Source organism: bacterium, from assembly GCA_016789445.1.
GTDB lineage: Bacteria > Patescibacteriota > Minisyncoccia > Phycocordibacterales > UBA2100 > UBA10103.
In genome coordinates this window covers 312,069-326,475 of sequence record JAEUQT010000002.1, presented here as the reverse complement: position 1 = coordinate 326,475, position 14,407 = coordinate 312,069, and the positions used below count along the sequence as shown (strand labels likewise).

Annotated in this window: 22 protein-coding genes; 2 read left to right on the top strand and 20 right to left on the bottom strand. The window is 55.0% G+C overall.

The genetic code is table 11. From position 1 onward, the window contains the following. From JNK62_03610 to JNK62_03595, 4 genes are all read right to left on the bottom strand, one after another. Positions 1 to 325, bottom strand: a 325-nt coding sequence (locus JNK62_03610) for a hypothetical protein (GenBank protein ID MBL8158591.1), incomplete at its 3' end; no start/stop codon positions are given. A 35-nt stretch (positions 326 to 360) separates the two neighbouring features. Further along, a complete protein-coding gene (gene rsmH / locus JNK62_03605; GenBank protein ID MBL8158590.1) occupies positions 361 to 1,254 on the bottom strand; it encodes a 16S rRNA (cytosine(1402)-N(4))-methyltransferase RsmH in 894 nt (297 codons plus the stop codon). A 92-nt stretch (positions 1,255 to 1,346) separates the two neighbouring features. Further along, positions 1,347 to 1,781, bottom strand: a complete 435-nt coding sequence (mraZ, locus tag JNK62_03600; GenBank protein ID MBL8158589.1) for a division/cell wall cluster transcriptional repressor MraZ — start codon at positions 1,779 to 1,781, stop codon at positions 1,347 to 1,349. 254 nt (positions 1,782 to 2,035) lie between these two features. Beyond that, entirely contained in the window at positions 2,036 to 2,560 is a 525-nt protein-coding gene (locus JNK62_03595; protein ID MBL8158588.1) for a hypothetical protein, read from the bottom strand. A 147-nt stretch (positions 2,561 to 2,707) separates the two neighbouring features. Here JNK62_03595 and JNK62_03590 point away from each other — a divergent pair, with 147 nt between their 5' ends. After that, on the top strand, positions 2,708 to 3,109 hold the full coding sequence (locus JNK62_03590; GenBank protein ID MBL8158587.1) for a hypothetical protein: 402 nt from the start codon (positions 2,708 to 2,710) through the stop codon (positions 3,107 to 3,109). Between the two features lie 44 nt (positions 3,110 to 3,153). On the opposite strand, the gene JNK62_03585 is transcribed toward JNK62_03590, so the two are convergent. The 9 genes from JNK62_03585 to JNK62_03545 all read right to left on the bottom strand — a co-directional run bounded on the left by JNK62_03585 (position 3,154) and on the right by JNK62_03545 (position 11,041). Then, on the bottom strand, positions 3,154 to 3,540 hold the full coding sequence (locus tag JNK62_03585; protein MBL8158586.1) for a PDZ domain-containing protein: 387 nt from the start codon (positions 3,538 to 3,540) through the stop codon (positions 3,154 to 3,156). A gap of 89 nt (positions 3,541 to 3,629) precedes the next feature. Then, a complete protein-coding gene (locus tag JNK62_03580; protein ID MBL8158585.1) occupies positions 3,630 to 4,025 on the bottom strand; it encodes a PDZ domain-containing protein in 396 nt (131 codons plus the stop codon). A gap of 132 nt (positions 4,026 to 4,157) precedes the next feature. Next, the gene (locus JNK62_03575; GenBank protein ID MBL8158584.1) at positions 4,158 to 5,285 is read right to left on the bottom strand and encodes a signal peptidase I; all 1,128 of its coding nucleotides are present in this window, start codon (positions 5,283 to 5,285) and stop codon (positions 4,158 to 4,160) included. Positions 5,286 to 5,287: 2 nt separating this feature from the next. After that, complete coding sequence (locus JNK62_03570; GenBank protein ID MBL8158583.1) at positions 5,288 to 6,256, bottom strand: hypothetical protein; 969 nt, start codon at positions 6,254 to 6,256, stop codon at positions 5,288 to 5,290. A gap of 25 nt (positions 6,257 to 6,281) precedes the next feature. Next, the gene (locus JNK62_03565) at positions 6,282 to 7,886 is read right to left on the bottom strand and encodes a hypothetical protein (GenBank protein MBL8158582.1); all 1,605 of its coding nucleotides are present in this window, start codon (positions 7,884 to 7,886) and stop codon (positions 6,282 to 6,284) included. Positions 7,887 to 8,109: 223 nt separating this feature from the next. Then, positions 8,110 to 9,609, bottom strand: coding sequence for a hypothetical protein (locus JNK62_03560; protein MBL8158581.1), 1,500 nt, complete (start codon positions 9,607 to 9,609; stop codon positions 8,110 to 8,112). A 450-nt stretch (positions 9,610 to 10,059) separates the two neighbouring features. Continuing rightward, positions 10,060 to 10,299: a DUF2283 domain-containing protein gene (locus JNK62_03555; protein ID MBL8158580.1), complete on the bottom strand. Its 240-nt coding sequence runs from the start codon at positions 10,297 to 10,299 to the stop codon at positions 10,060 to 10,062. Positions 10,300 to 10,306: 7 nt separating this feature from the next. After that, on the bottom strand, positions 10,307 to 10,549 hold the full coding sequence (locus JNK62_03550) for a DUF4258 domain-containing protein (GenBank protein ID MBL8158579.1): 243 nt from the start codon (positions 10,547 to 10,549) through the stop codon (positions 10,307 to 10,309). Positions 10,550 to 10,666: 117 nt separating this feature from the next. Further along, complete coding sequence (locus JNK62_03545) at positions 10,667 to 11,041, bottom strand: hypothetical protein (GenBank protein ID MBL8158578.1); 375 nt, start codon at positions 11,039 to 11,041, stop codon at positions 10,667 to 10,669. 135 nt (positions 11,042 to 11,176) lie between these two features. Here JNK62_03545 and JNK62_03540 point away from each other — a divergent pair, with 135 nt between their 5' ends. Further along, positions 11,177 to 11,413, top strand: a complete 237-nt coding sequence (locus tag JNK62_03540; protein MBL8158577.1) for a hypothetical protein — start codon at positions 11,177 to 11,179, stop codon at positions 11,411 to 11,413. 47 nt (positions 11,414 to 11,460) lie between these two features. Here JNK62_03540 and JNK62_03535 read toward each other — a convergent pair whose 3' ends face one another. The 7 genes from JNK62_03535 to JNK62_03505 all read right to left on the bottom strand — a co-directional run bounded on the left by JNK62_03535 (position 11,461) and on the right by JNK62_03505 (position 14,369). Further along, positions 11,461 to 11,799, bottom strand: a complete 339-nt coding sequence (locus JNK62_03535; GenBank protein ID MBL8158576.1) for a hypothetical protein — start codon at positions 11,797 to 11,799, stop codon at positions 11,461 to 11,463. 97 nt (positions 11,800 to 11,896) lie between these two features. Continuing rightward, positions 11,897 to 12,334 (bottom strand): hypothetical protein, encoded by a 438-nt coding sequence (locus JNK62_03530; protein MBL8158575.1) that lies wholly within the window; start codon positions 12,332 to 12,334, stop codon positions 11,897 to 11,899. Between the two features lie 129 nt (positions 12,335 to 12,463). Then, complete coding sequence (locus tag JNK62_03525) at positions 12,464 to 12,817, bottom strand: hypothetical protein (protein ID MBL8158574.1); 354 nt, start codon at positions 12,815 to 12,817, stop codon at positions 12,464 to 12,466. Between the two features lie 197 nt (positions 12,818 to 13,014). Continuing rightward, entirely contained in the window at positions 13,015 to 13,161 is a 147-nt protein-coding gene (locus JNK62_03520) for a hypothetical protein (GenBank protein ID MBL8158573.1), read from the bottom strand. A 36-nt stretch (positions 13,162 to 13,197) separates the two neighbouring features. Then, complete coding sequence (locus tag JNK62_03515) at positions 13,198 to 13,431, bottom strand: hypothetical protein (protein ID MBL8158572.1); 234 nt, start codon at positions 13,429 to 13,431, stop codon at positions 13,198 to 13,200. Between the two features lie 267 nt (positions 13,432 to 13,698). Continuing rightward, entirely contained in the window at positions 13,699 to 14,049 is a 351-nt protein-coding gene (locus JNK62_03510) for a hypothetical protein (GenBank protein ID MBL8158571.1), read from the bottom strand. Between the two features lie 92 nt (positions 14,050 to 14,141). Beyond that, positions 14,142 to 14,369, bottom strand: coding sequence for a hypothetical protein (locus JNK62_03505; GenBank protein ID MBL8158570.1), 228 nt, complete (start codon positions 14,367 to 14,369; stop codon positions 14,142 to 14,144). Between the last annotated feature and the right edge of the window lie 38 nt (positions 14,370 to 14,407).

The window sequence follows — 14,407 nt, the reverse complement described above, 5'->3', positions numbered from 1 at the left end:
CACCCTGTGCGGAACCGACGGCGCCCGGCTTGCGGACGAACGTGGTGTCCGAAGTCTTAGTCATGCCGAGATTGCTGGCGATTGCCGGCGTGATTGCCTTGGTCAATTCGAAGTATTCCTGCTCGAGAAGACCGACCTCGCTCTGGAGCTTCTCGCTTGCGGCGATAGCTTCCTTGTGTGCAATAACGTTGAAGATGGAAAGAGAAACGAAGTAGGTGTAGCCCACGATCGTGAGCACGATGCCCAAAATGAGGACATGCAAAAGGTAGTGTTCGCCCGGAAGAGCGTTGACTCGTATGAAAATGTGATTGTCTTTTCGGTGCATAGCTGGTTTCCCTGTCAGCTTGGCGTTCTGATTAGTTAGATTTTCTGAAGTACTCTGAGCTTGGCGCTTCGCGCACGGGGATTCGCTTTCAATTCCTCGGCACTCGGCTTAAGCGGCGATTTCGTGATGCGTTCTGCATTTCCGTTTTGCGCCCACTCGAGGAACATCCGCTTCACTTCCCTATCTTCGATGGAATGGAAGGTGATGACTGCCATCCGTCCTCCCGGCGCGAGCTTCTGGAACGCGCTTGAAAGGCCGTATTTGAGCGCCCCCATCTCGTCGTTAACGGCGATGCGGAGTGCCTGGAAAGTCTTGGTTGCGGGATGCAGTTTCCCCCGGCGATAAAAAGCAGGAACCGACTCGCGGATGATTTCCGCCAGTTCCTTCGACGTCTCAATCCTCTTCGTCGTGCGCGCTTTAACGATACCACGGGCGATCTGCCTCGCGTACCGTTCTTCTCCCCAGCCGTAGATAACGTCGGCGAGCGATTCCTCCTTCCACGTGTTCACGGCGAGCTTCGCCGTAAGCGTGTGTTCGGTAGGATCTTCGTCGTACGTCATGAGAAGCGGCTCATCCTGCAAAAACGAGAACCCTCGTCCTGCCGTAAGCTGAAATCCGCTCCAACCGAGGTCGAAAAGCGCTTTCGTAATGTGCGTGACCCCGAGATTATCGAGATACATGCCCGTATTACGGAAGTTGCCTTCAACGAGATGGACCTTCGCGACCGAGTCTTTCAGTGCCTCCTTCGCGCGGGCGATAGCCGCCGCATCAGCATCGATGCCGATGAATGCGCCTTTCATCCCGAGGAGGTGCACTATTCTCTGCGCATGCCCTGCTCCGCCGAGAGTCCCGTCGAGGACGATGTCGTCAGGACGGATCTGCAAGCTTTCGATTACTTCCTGTAAAAGAACTGATCGATGACCACCGATAAGTGACATCGGGTCGCTAGAGGATAGTTGACGTCGCGTGCGCATGACGATATGCAAATCCTCTAGCTACCCCAGATCACTATCAGACGCAACTACAGTGCACCGATCTGCCCGAGTGTCTCCGCCATGTCCTCGGCCTTCTTCTCGATCTCAGACTTGTATGCCTTCCAGGCATCCGCATCCCAGATCTCGACCCGATCCGATACTCCCGCGAATACGACCGTCTTTGAAAGCTTCGCGAACTGCCTCTGGTGCTCCGGAATGAGGACCCGACCCGCGGCGTCAACTTCGACTTCCGCAGCACCAGATAGGATGAAGCGATTGAATCCGCGCGTGTCTGCCTGCGCGAATGAAAGCTCCTGCAGTTTCGCGGCGACTTTCTCCCAACTTGAACGTGAATATACGAAAAGGCAGTTGTCTAAACCACGCGTCATAACCATCTTCTTTCCGAGGCCCGTACGGTAGTGCTTCGGAATGCTGACGCGATTCTTCTCGTCGAGAGTATGTTCGTATTCGCCGATGAACATGATTGAAACCTTATTTTTGGGAGGCTTGTGGGATCAAGATGGACGCGCAACGTTTAATCGCCCATCCCAATCCCACTTTCTCCCACTGGATTAGAGTATACCCCACTATACTCCATGCAATAGCACTTATCCACACAAAATGCCTAGGGTTTCTGCGATGAAATAGACATGAAGCGGAAGCATTGAAAATGCTTCATGAAATGATAAAACCGCGCGCAGCTACGCTGCGCGCGGTGATATTTCCTCTCTCCGACCTACCGGCCGAACAGACGTGAAAGGATCGATTCGGAAGAGTCAGGCTCCTCGACCTCGACTGTCCGTACCGACCAGTCAGGCTGGATGCTTACGTTCTTTTCCCAGCACGAGAACATCGCGTTCACATCCTGCCAGAAAATCAGGCGAACGATTTCGCGAACGCCTTTTATTGGTGCTATCGCGAGTTCGATCTGCTCGAGCCGCTTTACGCTCTCTTGCACATCTTTCTTCGATGACACGTCGATAAGCCGCCGAAGCGTCGTTTGCGCCCCCAATTGGGAATGCACGAAACGCTGCTCCTTCTCGTGCTCCTTCATCAGGGGCTCGAGCTCGAGACTTAGTTGCCTCATGAGCGTTGAGAGCTTGCGATGCTTTATCGGCAAATCCCCGACATACGCCCCGGTTTTCGACCACTCTTCCGGAGGAAGAAGGTCTTTTTCCGAGAGAGCGTCGACGCGTTTTTGAATCACGTCGATCACGTGCTCGAATGCGGGCGCGCTTTGGGAAGCTTTCGCTGCAAACATTCCTATCTCTCCTTATGCATCTCAGAAACGGACTATCTTTCTAAGTCCGTAAAATTTATACCACCATATTTATTCAGCGTCAAATCCCCCGCTTGACTATCATCTGGTATAGTGCCGCTTTGTTCTTTGCATTTGGAGGGTTACGAAATGATAGAAATCACGGCACCTGCCCCGCTTCCCCGCGGACAGCGGTTGAGATTGAAGCTATTGAAGCTGATCGGATGCGTCGTGGCGTTCTACATCGGATGCAAGATGTTCGACGTCGGCATCGCGAAACTCAGCGGCAACGCGCTCGAAGCGTGGGAGGAGAAATTCCTTTTTGTCAGCACGACGCTCTGCTTCTTCTTCACCTATCTCACGTGGAAGACGCGCGACGTGAACGGCGTGCTGCGTGTGCTCGGGTTTCTCGCGCTTGCACTAGGGACGCTCGCCGCGCTCACGAATTACGAATGGCGCTGGTTCGCGCACGCGACATCCGGCGTCATCGGCATGTTCACCATCCTCGTCTCGCTCAGCCTGCTGGTGACGGTACTGGAACGGCGGGCATGAAATCAAAAGGGCCATCCCAGCGGGATGGCCCTTCTTCTTTTGTACTAGATATCCTGCTCCGGACAGTCATATCCGCCGGTGCGCGGCGGGAAATGAATCACCTTCTGGACGGGACCATGTTCGGTCCCGCGTCGCACGGAGATGACGAGCCACGGGATCTGCTCGATACGCGCGATCGCCACGATGAACTCCGCATCGCTCATCGAATCGACAGGCTTGCCATCGATCCGCCACAGGATGTCTCCGTAGAGAAGTCCGGCCCGCTTCGCCGAGCTCTCGCAATACACTTTCGTCACGATCGCGTACTGCGGATGCTTGAAGCCCTGCTGCGTGCGGATGAGCTTCACCTCGAATCCGCGGCGCATCTCGTTTTCCGAGGACGCGAGGTTCGTTGAGAGTGCGAGCGCCATACAGGCGATGAAGAAACGCATGGGTATCTCCTTTCCGTTTCCACTTCCGCTACCTTACTCCGCACGTATTCATATCGTCAAGAAAGAGCCGCCCTGACGGGCGGCTTAGTTTATGAATCCTGCAGCAGTTTCCCGCATTTGAATTCATCGTCATGGAGTGTCGGCACGAGCGTGACCGTGCGCACGATGCCGCTCGGTCGTTTGACCTTCAACACTGCCTTCTCGGTCGATTCGACCTCGTGTGCTGCACGCAGGTATGCCGAGATCTCCTTCTGCAGGATCTCGTGTCCGTTGATCTCGATGATGCTATCCCCGATCTCGAGACCGGCCGCAGCAGCTGAGCTGCCGCAGGCGACGCCGATCACGATGAGATCAAGAAGCGTCGGCGGTTCGTCGTCTGAGACCGCCTCAAAAAGCTGTGTGCCGATAGTCCGTATCTGTTCACGCGCCTCGACATGCGAGATGCCGAAGAGCAGCGCGAGCAGGAATACTCCGATGCGATACATCAGTTCCTCCTTTGTGCCTTCTTCCTGTACTTAATCCCTTAGCATGGACGGAGTCAAGAAAAAAGCACCTCTCCGAAGAGAGGTGCGAAGTTTGCGCAGGTCACTCGGGGAGCGACCACACGAAGTATAGGTCTAAAGTATCGCTTCCTCAACAGCCGGTTCCGGCGCAGGGGTTTCTGCGGCTGGGGGTTCAATCGGCGCCGTTTGACCCCCGGTACTCTCGGCAGGGGTTTCCGGCTCTGCAGCAGGCTCGACCGGCTCAATTGGCGCCGTTTGAGCCGCCTCCTCCTCCTCGGGGGCTGGTTCTTCCGCAGGAATCTCTGTTGGTGTCTCAGATTCCGTCGCCGCGCCCGCCACTTCGCCTTCCGGTGCCAACATGCGAGCGACTTCTATCGGCTGCTCTTCCTCCTCTTCACCCCACTCACCGGCACGAAAGACATTCCCGATCGAAGTCTCGATATCAGTGAAATACGCCAAAGTTCCCTGCATGCCACCCGTCGTGAGTACGGAAATACCTACCAGAACTCCGACCGCGATCGTGCCGCTCGCATACGCATCCTTCGGCAGCGGCAATTTCTCACGTACCCACGTGCGCGTCTCCGAGACCATCGGTACGAAGATCTCATCCATCGCGCGCTTGCGCAGATACACCGTGCGCTCCGCTGCCACTTCGCGCAATCGGGTGCCGCCCGAGCCATGCGAAGGTTCGTCATCCGTATCCTCATCACCTTCTTCCTTCTTGCGGCGTCGCACCAGCGCGGCTTTCACTTCCTTCGTGATCGTGAGCACCTCTTCGACGATGACGAGTGCCGCCGGTACGCCGATAAGCAGCGCGAAGCCGAGCGGCTGCCGCGCGAAATCCAATACGAATCCGACATACGGCAGGTGGAAGACCACTTTACCGATGACCTCCCCTCGCGGTACCGGATTCGCATCCTGATCCTCGTTGGCATCGCCCTTCGTACGGAAGACACTGCGGCCTTCTGCATCACTCTCGTACCCGATGATGCGGTGTGTCGTCGGGATTTCCGTCTTCGTATCAGCACCGAACGTGATCACATCGTCGATCCCATAGCTCTGCATCGGCTTCACGATGACCAAGGAGCCCGTCGGGATCGTCGGTTCCATCGAGCCGGATTTCACGATCTTCAATTCGATATTCCCCGGAATCGGCAGCATCGACGCCACGAGAAGCCCCGCGATGGCGAGCATCATGGTCACGAAGATTCCGTAGAAGATGTAATTGAGTGCTTTCATCATAGTTACCTACTCCTTCCTCCGATGAGGATGTTCACCGTGTTCAGGATATTCTTCACTGCTGAAGAACTCGTGGCGTTGCCGGTGACGACCGTTCCGCCTGCGCCCGCCGAATTGCCACCGGTATTCGAGCTGGAGGTCGTCGTGTTCGTCACCGTCGCGCTGTTGGTGATATTCACCTTGACCGGCCCGGCGTATTCGCAGGTCGTTCCCTTCTTCACGCACTTGAAGTTCTTGTTGTCCTTCGATCCTTCCGCGCGGATGGAGACATCCACCGTAAAGGAATCCGTCTGTGCCTCGTTGCCGAGCTTCGTCGCATCGCAGCTGATAGCCGCCGTTGCTACGTTCACCGCCAGATCCCCCGCGCACCACGTGATGCCCACGTAGCGCGTCGTCGAAGCGGTGAATGCGGTGCCGAATACCGAATCAGCGAGCGCATAGGTCTTGTTGTCAAAGACCTTCGTCGCCGCCTGTTTTCCTGTCGAGGTACCGAATATAGACCGCTCACCTACTTGGTACACGCCGTCACCTGGGTGCGGTCCGCCGTCGTCGTACCAGGCGAAGAATTCAGTACCATCCGCTAGTTCCCCCGAGTTTGCGCCCCCCGTGCTATCTTCCGCCATCTCCGGCTCATTGCGCCCGTTCTCATATTCCTTCAGTTTCTCGAAATCGAGACAGATCCACGCATCCTTGTTCACATGGAAGCTGAGGGTCGTTGTACCCCTGTCCCCGGGCTTGATGTCATTGAAGTTAAAGAATTTGTCGGAATTCGGCTGGAGATTCTTCAAGGACCAGGTCGACGAAGGGACGGCCTGTCCGTTGTAAAACGCTTGCGAATCGATGCGGAGATTGAATCCGCTGCCCGTCGCATAGGTGAAGCCCGTCGCCTCCGTCCGGAAACCGAACGCAAGTATCACCACCGACATGATGCCGGCGGTGAATACTATGCGTGCTGGTAGTTTGAGACGAAGCATGGGTCTTACCTACTTAGAATTGCGGCTATTGCTGAGGAACGTTGAACGCAACACAGTAGTAATCCTCGCCCGCTGCTGCTGTCGGCACCCATTCCCAGTTGTCGTAGTTCATGACGTCCGTGCTGCAGTACAGTTCTGCGGAATTACTTTGGTCAGTGTTCTGTCCGGTAAATCCGATGTAGCCCTGCTGGAACACCTCACGCACATAGACGGTGCCTCCGACCGGAATCTCTGCTGGGTTGCCAGCCGAGAAGGTCGTCCATCCGGCGAGTACGCCTGCATGGTCATCTGGGTCAACATTAGAGGTCGACCACTGGAAATCCCATGGCACTTCCTTACATTCAGGATGAGCGGCAAGGAATACATCGGCTGTCGTCGAAGTCACGTCCGGTCCGTTATTGCCCCAGTTCGGAAGTGAAGCCTCTGCAGGACACTCGATCTTCGTCGCATGCAGGAGGCTTGTGTTCGGATGCTCCGGCTCCTCAGGCATCGGGCACTGGAAGCTCGCGTTATTGCGCTGCTGCACCGCGAGGAATTCGAGGTCAGCGACTACGCTATCGGTTTGCGCCACATTGTATCCGTCAGCCGAACCATCGCAGGTGATGACACCGCCGCCATCCACGTTCTGTTCGCCGAAGCACCATGCAGCGCCGATGTACTGCGTGGTCGTCGCCTGAAGAGCAAGCTTCTGCGCTGTGCTGAATCCACTGAGCGGCTGGTCAGGGCCATAGACGATAGTCTCGCCCGGCGTGTAGACGCCATCGCCCGCAAGCCCGTCATTCCAGACGAAGAGCTTGAGGAACGGAGAGAGTTCGCCCTCCGGAGTATCCGTATCCCCTGCCGATTGTTCCGGCTCGATATTCGAGTTCTCGTTGTCCTCGACGTTCGTCGCCATCAAGCAGGCATACGCATCGTTGTCGTACACATGGAGCGAGATGACGTTCGTACCGCTATCCCCCGGCTTCACATCATTGAAGTTCCAGAAGACATCGCCGGATGCGAGGTCTTTCTCCGTCCAGGTCGTTGCCGGTCCGTCGATGACGAGCTTGAAGAGGAGCCCGGCGGGATTACTCTGCCCGTTCGAGCCGGGTACGCCCTTATTCGTAACGACGAACGTAAGCGTGTTCACGCCCGGAACGAGCTTGGTCAAGACATCGTAGGTGTCGTACGTGCCCGCCTGGAAGTTATTCTCATCAGCGAGTTCCGCGCCGACATCCTGTCCGTTCAGGTCGACGTCGTAGTAATTGTCCGCCGCGACCTGGAGTGTCGCCGTTGTTGCAGGGCCGCTCCAGTTGAAGGTGCGGGTAAACGTAAAGGATTCATCCGTGGTCGGGTCTGTCGGTCCTTGCGTACCCCATATCCACGTCGCGCCCGGGATTTCTCCGGTCGCCGTCCATCCTGGATGCACGAATGCGAGTGCGATGGCCGGATCACCATTCACGGTCGTCTGCGTGTCGGAGACGATCGTGAGACTCCCGCCGACGAGGTTCCCGTTATAGGTCTGCAGCGTGTGGTCCACCTTGAGATCGATTGCACCTGCGGTGAAGGTGTTTCCTTGTGAGGTCTCCGTATCGGAGAAGAACGCAGAAGTACCGTTCACGATTGCCCCACCTGCTCCGACGATGAGCATCAACGACAAAGCGATTCTTGATAAGTTCAGATTCATAATGTTTTTTATTTAAGTCACGGATAGTTTTCTACTGAAAACTTCCGCGACCCCGCCTCGGAGCCAAGCTCCTCCGGCCTTGCGATGGGGCCCCAACCCCATCTCACCCCCGAATTAATAAAGTGGCGCTGTATCCTCTACAGCCCCTCCCGCCCTTTTGGTAAGGGCGGGATCAGGCTAGAGAGGACTATTTATGTGCGTAAGCAGCACCCGCCTGTGGCGTGAAGTCCACTTCATCCGATCCACCTGTTTGTGCAGCACCCCCGTTAGGGCCCCAGAAGTTGTTTTCAGCACTAAGGTCGCCAACAATGGAGCCATAAGTGTTGACTCGTGTGTCACCTAAGAAGTTATTGAAGCTAACCGTAGCTGGATTACTATCGATCGTTGAATCCACCCCAATCGCTTCCTGAGCTGCACTTGTGTGCTCGAATTCGTTGTAACGAACCGTTGCACCCATCAAGCCTGCGATACCTGCGACATTGTTATCGATGTCGTTGTATTCGATAATAAATACTCCGGTATGAGGATTTGTGTAGACTCCCTGAGTCGCACCACTAAGAACATTGTTTGCAATCAATCCACCTCCAAGTGCAGCGCCTGTCTCCGTCAGAATGGCAGCGCCCGTTCCACCTGTCACCGTATTGAAGGTGAGAGAAAATCCCGAGGCATCGTTGTCGAGATAAAAGGCAGCCTGTTCAGCCGGACTTTCAGCCTGGCCAATTACACCGTCAAAACCAGTTACGGTGACGCCGCTTGCGCTCAAGACCACAGGAACATCGAGATCAATACCGCGCGTAACCGCAGCAAGAGTTACTCCGGAATTTTCAATTCGAATTGCCGTGTTATCACCTGTCCTGTCATAGGAATCAGCTACGCAAACCGTTTGTCCTGACGATGCAGCATTGACAGCCGCCTGGATGGAATTAGATCCTGTCACCGTTACTGAACAACTAGGCGCTGCATAAGTTGCAAGCGCAGCGCCAACCTGTACCGTCGGAGGCGTCGTTGTACCAGTCGCCGGCGGAAGCTGTGAGCACTGGAAACCAGGATTATTTCGTGTCTGAACAGCATAGAACAGAACGTCAGCTGTAATCGAGTCTGTCTGTGCGCGATTGATGTTCGGGAGTGCGCTTGCCTGACATACACCGCCGACGTATGTACCGAAGCAGTAACCGATGCCGGTCGAAGTCGCGCCATTTGCCGCAATCACGCCAAGCGACTGCCACTGACCATTAAGAGTTCCTGTTGTCGTACCGAACTTGAATGAAAGGAATTGGCCGAGTTCGCCATTTCCTGCGCCATCGGTCACATCGCCTGCTTCCGTTTCCGGTTCCAAGCGCGAATTCTCGTTGTTGCCCGTCTCGACGACTGCCGCGCAGAGATATGCGTCATTCGTACCGTTTCCAAGATTGTACGTAACCGTACCGCTATCGAGTGGCTTCAGGTCGCCAAGCGCGAATGAAAAGCCATTCTTGGTGTAGGTCGGCTGATCCGGCGACACACCCCCACCAGTGTAGAGATGACTCAGGTCAGTAATCGTAATATCAACATCGCCTGCCGTAAATGTATTACCCGTCGAGGTTTCCGTATCCGAAAAGAATGCACCAGTGGAAGCCGCGATCGCAGCTCCCACGAACACGAGCATCGCGATAGACGCGACGATGCGTGCGTTGAGTATTCCTGTCATATGTTTTGTAAGTGTCTAATTTTTGTAATTCTTGTAATTGGTTCCTTGTCGGGATCGACCGTTAGTTCCCTGACAATCGCTCACGACAAAGAGCCGTCGCGCCTCGCGAACAAGTCGCGCAGGCGGGACGGCTCTTCGAAAGAGCTCATTGAGCTTGTAATGAAGCTGATGTACAGCATTTGCGGAGTGTCTTCGTTGTTTCCCCGCAAACTCTTGAAGACACTGTGATGATAGTAATGAACTGAAAATGACGCGAACATGAAATCCACAGTTTTTCATTGCACATAATTTTTTCTTTTTCTCGTCAATTTCTTCTCTCGGAAAAATGAAGGAAATATTTTTGAACACGAAAGGCGTTTTTATCAAAAGCGGCACCACACATCACATATACAAAAAAGATAGCGGCGGATGCATTCGCATCCGCCGCTATTCAAAATCTGAAAGTCGTACTTATGCAACGACAGGGGTGTTGTTCTGGATATTCACTGGAACACCGTTCGCGACGCGACCATTCAGATTGTCGATGAGTTCCTGTTGTGCCGAAGCTTGAAGAATCTCGATCCCGACAACATTGCCATCTTTGTCCAAATCGACAAGAAACCGGTCTTCGGTCTTCACCGTCTTCGCCACCTTTCCTTCGGTGACATTGACGTATACGGCATCTGCCATCATGTCGAAATCGATTTTCATATGCTTGTTATTCAATGGGCTGATAGTAGGCGGTGACGATGACTGGATTATTGGCGTCTTTGAACCCCTGCTTGAAGTATATGACTTCAATGACACGCTTTTCGTCGATCTTCTTACGGGCTAGTATTTTACCTTCATATGCGTCTCTTGTAAAGTCTGGATTCTTGATGGCTTGCTTAAGGTGATCGATGTCAATCCCTCGCTCGACCATGCGAGACTGGAAATGCGTCGTGAAGAGTAATTTCATCATATGACGATGAAGCTAGGATGAACGGAGTATACCCGATTTCCGCGAACACAATCACAGTATACCGCATGATTGTGGCACAAAAAGATAACGGCGATTGCTGTGCAACCGCCGCTTGTTTCATTCTTCCGACTCTAGTTCCAGAAGCAGCTTCTCGCAATCCTCTTCGAGGAGCTGTGCCGCGGCCTCGGTATCTTTCAGTGCGGATTGGTATGCAGATTCACCTGCATACGCTCCCGGACGCGCCACTTCCTCGATACGGGCAAGCATCTCGTCGACCTGCTTCTGCAGCGCCGTATGCTTTGCGTCACAGTCGAGTTCATACTTCGACGGGTGGCCGTCTTGGATACAGGAGACGAATCCCAAACGGGACTTGATCCCCTGCAGCGTGATGTGGATCTTCTTCATTTCACTCGGCCAGAACGGCCGATCACCATCCTGCGCATTCGCTACTACTGCCGTGAAGCAGAGCAGGACAAGGGCGAGCAATCTCATGTTTTCCTCCTTGAGATGACCGCCGTAGTTATACGCCTTACCGGCAAAAGAGCAACGACCTCTTGTTTGACATAATTGTCGAATAATGTTTTTATATCCCCGCTGAGGTTGTCTCAGTTCCTATTGGAGGTACGAATGTCTAAGTTGGGAATGCTTGCGATTCTTGCGACTTCGATCCCCTTCGCCGGCGCCGTCGCCTGTGACGATCATGCCGAAGCTACCGGCGCGACGCGCCAGCCGACCGACTGCGTCGACAGCGACATGGTCTATTCGGAAGGCGCCAAGACGATCGACACGAGCATCGACGGCCAGCCGCTCAAGCAGGTCTGCGTCATCGAGGACGGCAAGGGCGTCTGGAAGGACGCGAAGTAATCCCTCCACAAAAGAAGGCGGCAGGTGCAAAGCACCTGCCGCCATTTTCATTCACCGACGAACGCGTCGACATCGTTGGAGAGCTCGAGATGCTCGTCGAACAGGCTCTTGTACTCCTCGTAGCTCGTACCGCCGGTCTCGATGTTCTTCTCGGCCTTGCCGATAAGGATGTTCACCTGTTCCTGATACTGCACACGCAGATCATCGCAGGTGCCGTCCTGAGAACTGCCGTGATCGTCCGAGGGACACTCGAAGTCCCGCAACTTCTCGCCGATGCTTTCCAGACTCGCGATCATCGAGTTGTACTCATCTCCCGGCTCCTCGTGCGCTACCGCAGGAGCTACGACCAAGAGACACCACATCAGTGCCGCCACAATGGTTTTCATTCATTCCTCCTTTTTTGGGACTGACCGCGCGTAGTTATACCTTCCCTGTGATATTCCGCAACAGAAAAGCGGCAGGTGCGTAGCACCTGCCGCTGCGTCAGGGACCGAGCGGGATGAGCGGATACTGTTCCGTCAGTCGCTCGATCTCCATCGCGTACTTCGCACACTGCTTCTCGATCTGCGCTCGCTCGATATCGAAGAGATTCCGATCGAGCGTGAGCGAGGCTGCGAGCGCTTGCGCATCAAGACGGGCGAGATCCACTTCCAATCGCTCCACGTCGTAATGCAACGCCTTGAAGGCAAGCGTGCAACTGATCGGTTCTTCGGTCTGCTGACAGAGTTCGTCCGCCATCTGTTTCGCCGTCATCATGAGACCGCTCACGGTCGCGCGTGTCTGCGCGAACGCGAACGTCACCGATCGCTGGACGATGAGATGCTGCGCCGGCGATTTGCCGGTTTCGCTCTCTGTCGCCTCCACCGCACCCGCAGGTACCGTGGAAAGGAAGAGAAGAAGTACTGAAAGTGCTCGAAACATCAATTTCCTCCATCGATTTCGAGTCTGGAGATATTAAGCAATATTTCCGGACATTTTGCAAAGAAGAAGCGGCAGGTGCTTTGTACCTGCCGCGATTCATGTGAGCCCCGTCTGCAGTAGCATCTGACGCTACGGAACATGGAGGGATTTGAGTCGTTCGAGTTCAGCTCGTCCATCACGCAACGCCTGGTTCATCTCCGAGAAGAGGGCATCCCGACGGGCGTAATCTCCGGCTGCAGCAGCACGAGCCGCTTGGAAGAACTTACTCTCCGCATCGAACGTCTGAGTGATGAGCTGATCAAACGCCGATCTGCAGCCGTCTTTCTCCGCCGACTTCGAGCATCGTTGCTCTCGTTCTGCGGTACCGATCAGCGTGAGGTTCGTCAGGTCGCTGAAGACCCGATTCATCTCCTGCTGTGGATCACCCGCTGCCGAGTATCCGGCGACTGCGGCCAACACGATTGCGGCGAGAGTTGTTTTCATTGCCATCTCCTGTTGCAGTAACCCCACCTGCTTGTATTTTATCACATTATTTGCTGATAGTCAACATGTATGGAATTATGCACTCCGAAGGCCTGACAGCGGGAAATAGCGGGAGTATAGTGATTTCTGGCATATAACAAACGGAGGAAACGATGCCAAAGACTCAGCTTACCGAGACGGACAACGGCTACAGTCCCCTACCGAAAACCGCTCAATCCGAGCGAGACAGGATCGGTCAGGACGTCTTCGATGATGATGACTGCGGCGACAGTCCGACTATCGGCTCTCGCGGCTGACGCGAGTTCCCTCCAGATCTCCCGCACCACGTGCGGGAGATTTTGCATATGAAAAGGCGGCATGCGAAAGCATGCCGCCGTCTATCAAGAGTACCGAAGCACCGCATCGCGCCGATCGGTCTGCCGCTGCCGCGCCATCCGTTCCGACTTCGGGCATCGCGTCGGCATCCGCGGACCACGCTTCTCACGTGGTTGCGGGACGCGTAGTCCGTTTGCCGTGAGCACGGGATCCCCCATGCTCAGATGCATCTTCGGAGAGAAAGCGATAGCGAATGCCGCGACGCCGAACATGCCGACACCGAGAAAGATCGTCCTCATTCGTTCCTCCTGTATTCCGCCCATAGGCGAAGTCGCTAGGATAGCATGCGCGCTTCATCTGTGAAGTTGACACATCCCCAGTGAACGAATACCGTCAGGGAAGAAAGGAGTAATGCATGGATCGAAATGTACGTATTGTTTTCGCACTCATCATTGCAGGGGCTCTTTTCGCGGGCGTGATGGTGATCGCGCTCATCGATGCGCCGCAGCATCACCTCGAAGAGATGCACTGAAAGACGCCCCGGAACTTCCGTTCCGGGGCGCTAGTTATTGCGAAGGATATTTCCTCCTGAACTCCTCGAATGCCTGCATCTGCAGACCGAACTGATGATCGAGATACGCGCGGACGCCGGGATCTTCCGAACCATACGGCCCGAAACCCATCTCTTCGTTTTCGGCCTGCACGGTATCGAGCGCCTGGATGATCACCGTCGCGTCATGCGAGCATTCGCCCGCCTTCGGCTGCGATGGGCAACGCTGCATCTGCTGGAAGATCACGCGATCCTTCAGCATGACGATACGCGCCTGCAGATCGTGCTTCAAATCGGCTTTAGCGGCACCCATGCCGAGCAGGGCTAGGAACGCCATGCCGGCCAGGATGTATACGATGTCCCTCATGGGGATCCTCCCTTTCAAACCGCAGTAGTTTTGCCCTATTTGATGGAGACCGTCAAGCAGAGAGGGCGACGCCGATGCGCCGCCCCGATCTCTCAATACCCGCAGAATGAAAGGGATTCGAACGACCCTGCCATGGCGCGGAGTCGTCGCGCCTGACGCAGATGGGTCTTCTTCTCGAGACCGCGCGCCTCCTTCTTGAGGCTTTTCTCGGCCTCGTCGCAGAACTTCTTCCAATCCTTTGGAGAGGCTGATATCTCAAGGATGTATTCCGCAAACTCGCGCGCTCGCGCTCGGACACCGGTCCGCTTCTTAGTGGTCATTTCCTATCTCCTTTGTGACTACCCGCTGTTTGGACTCT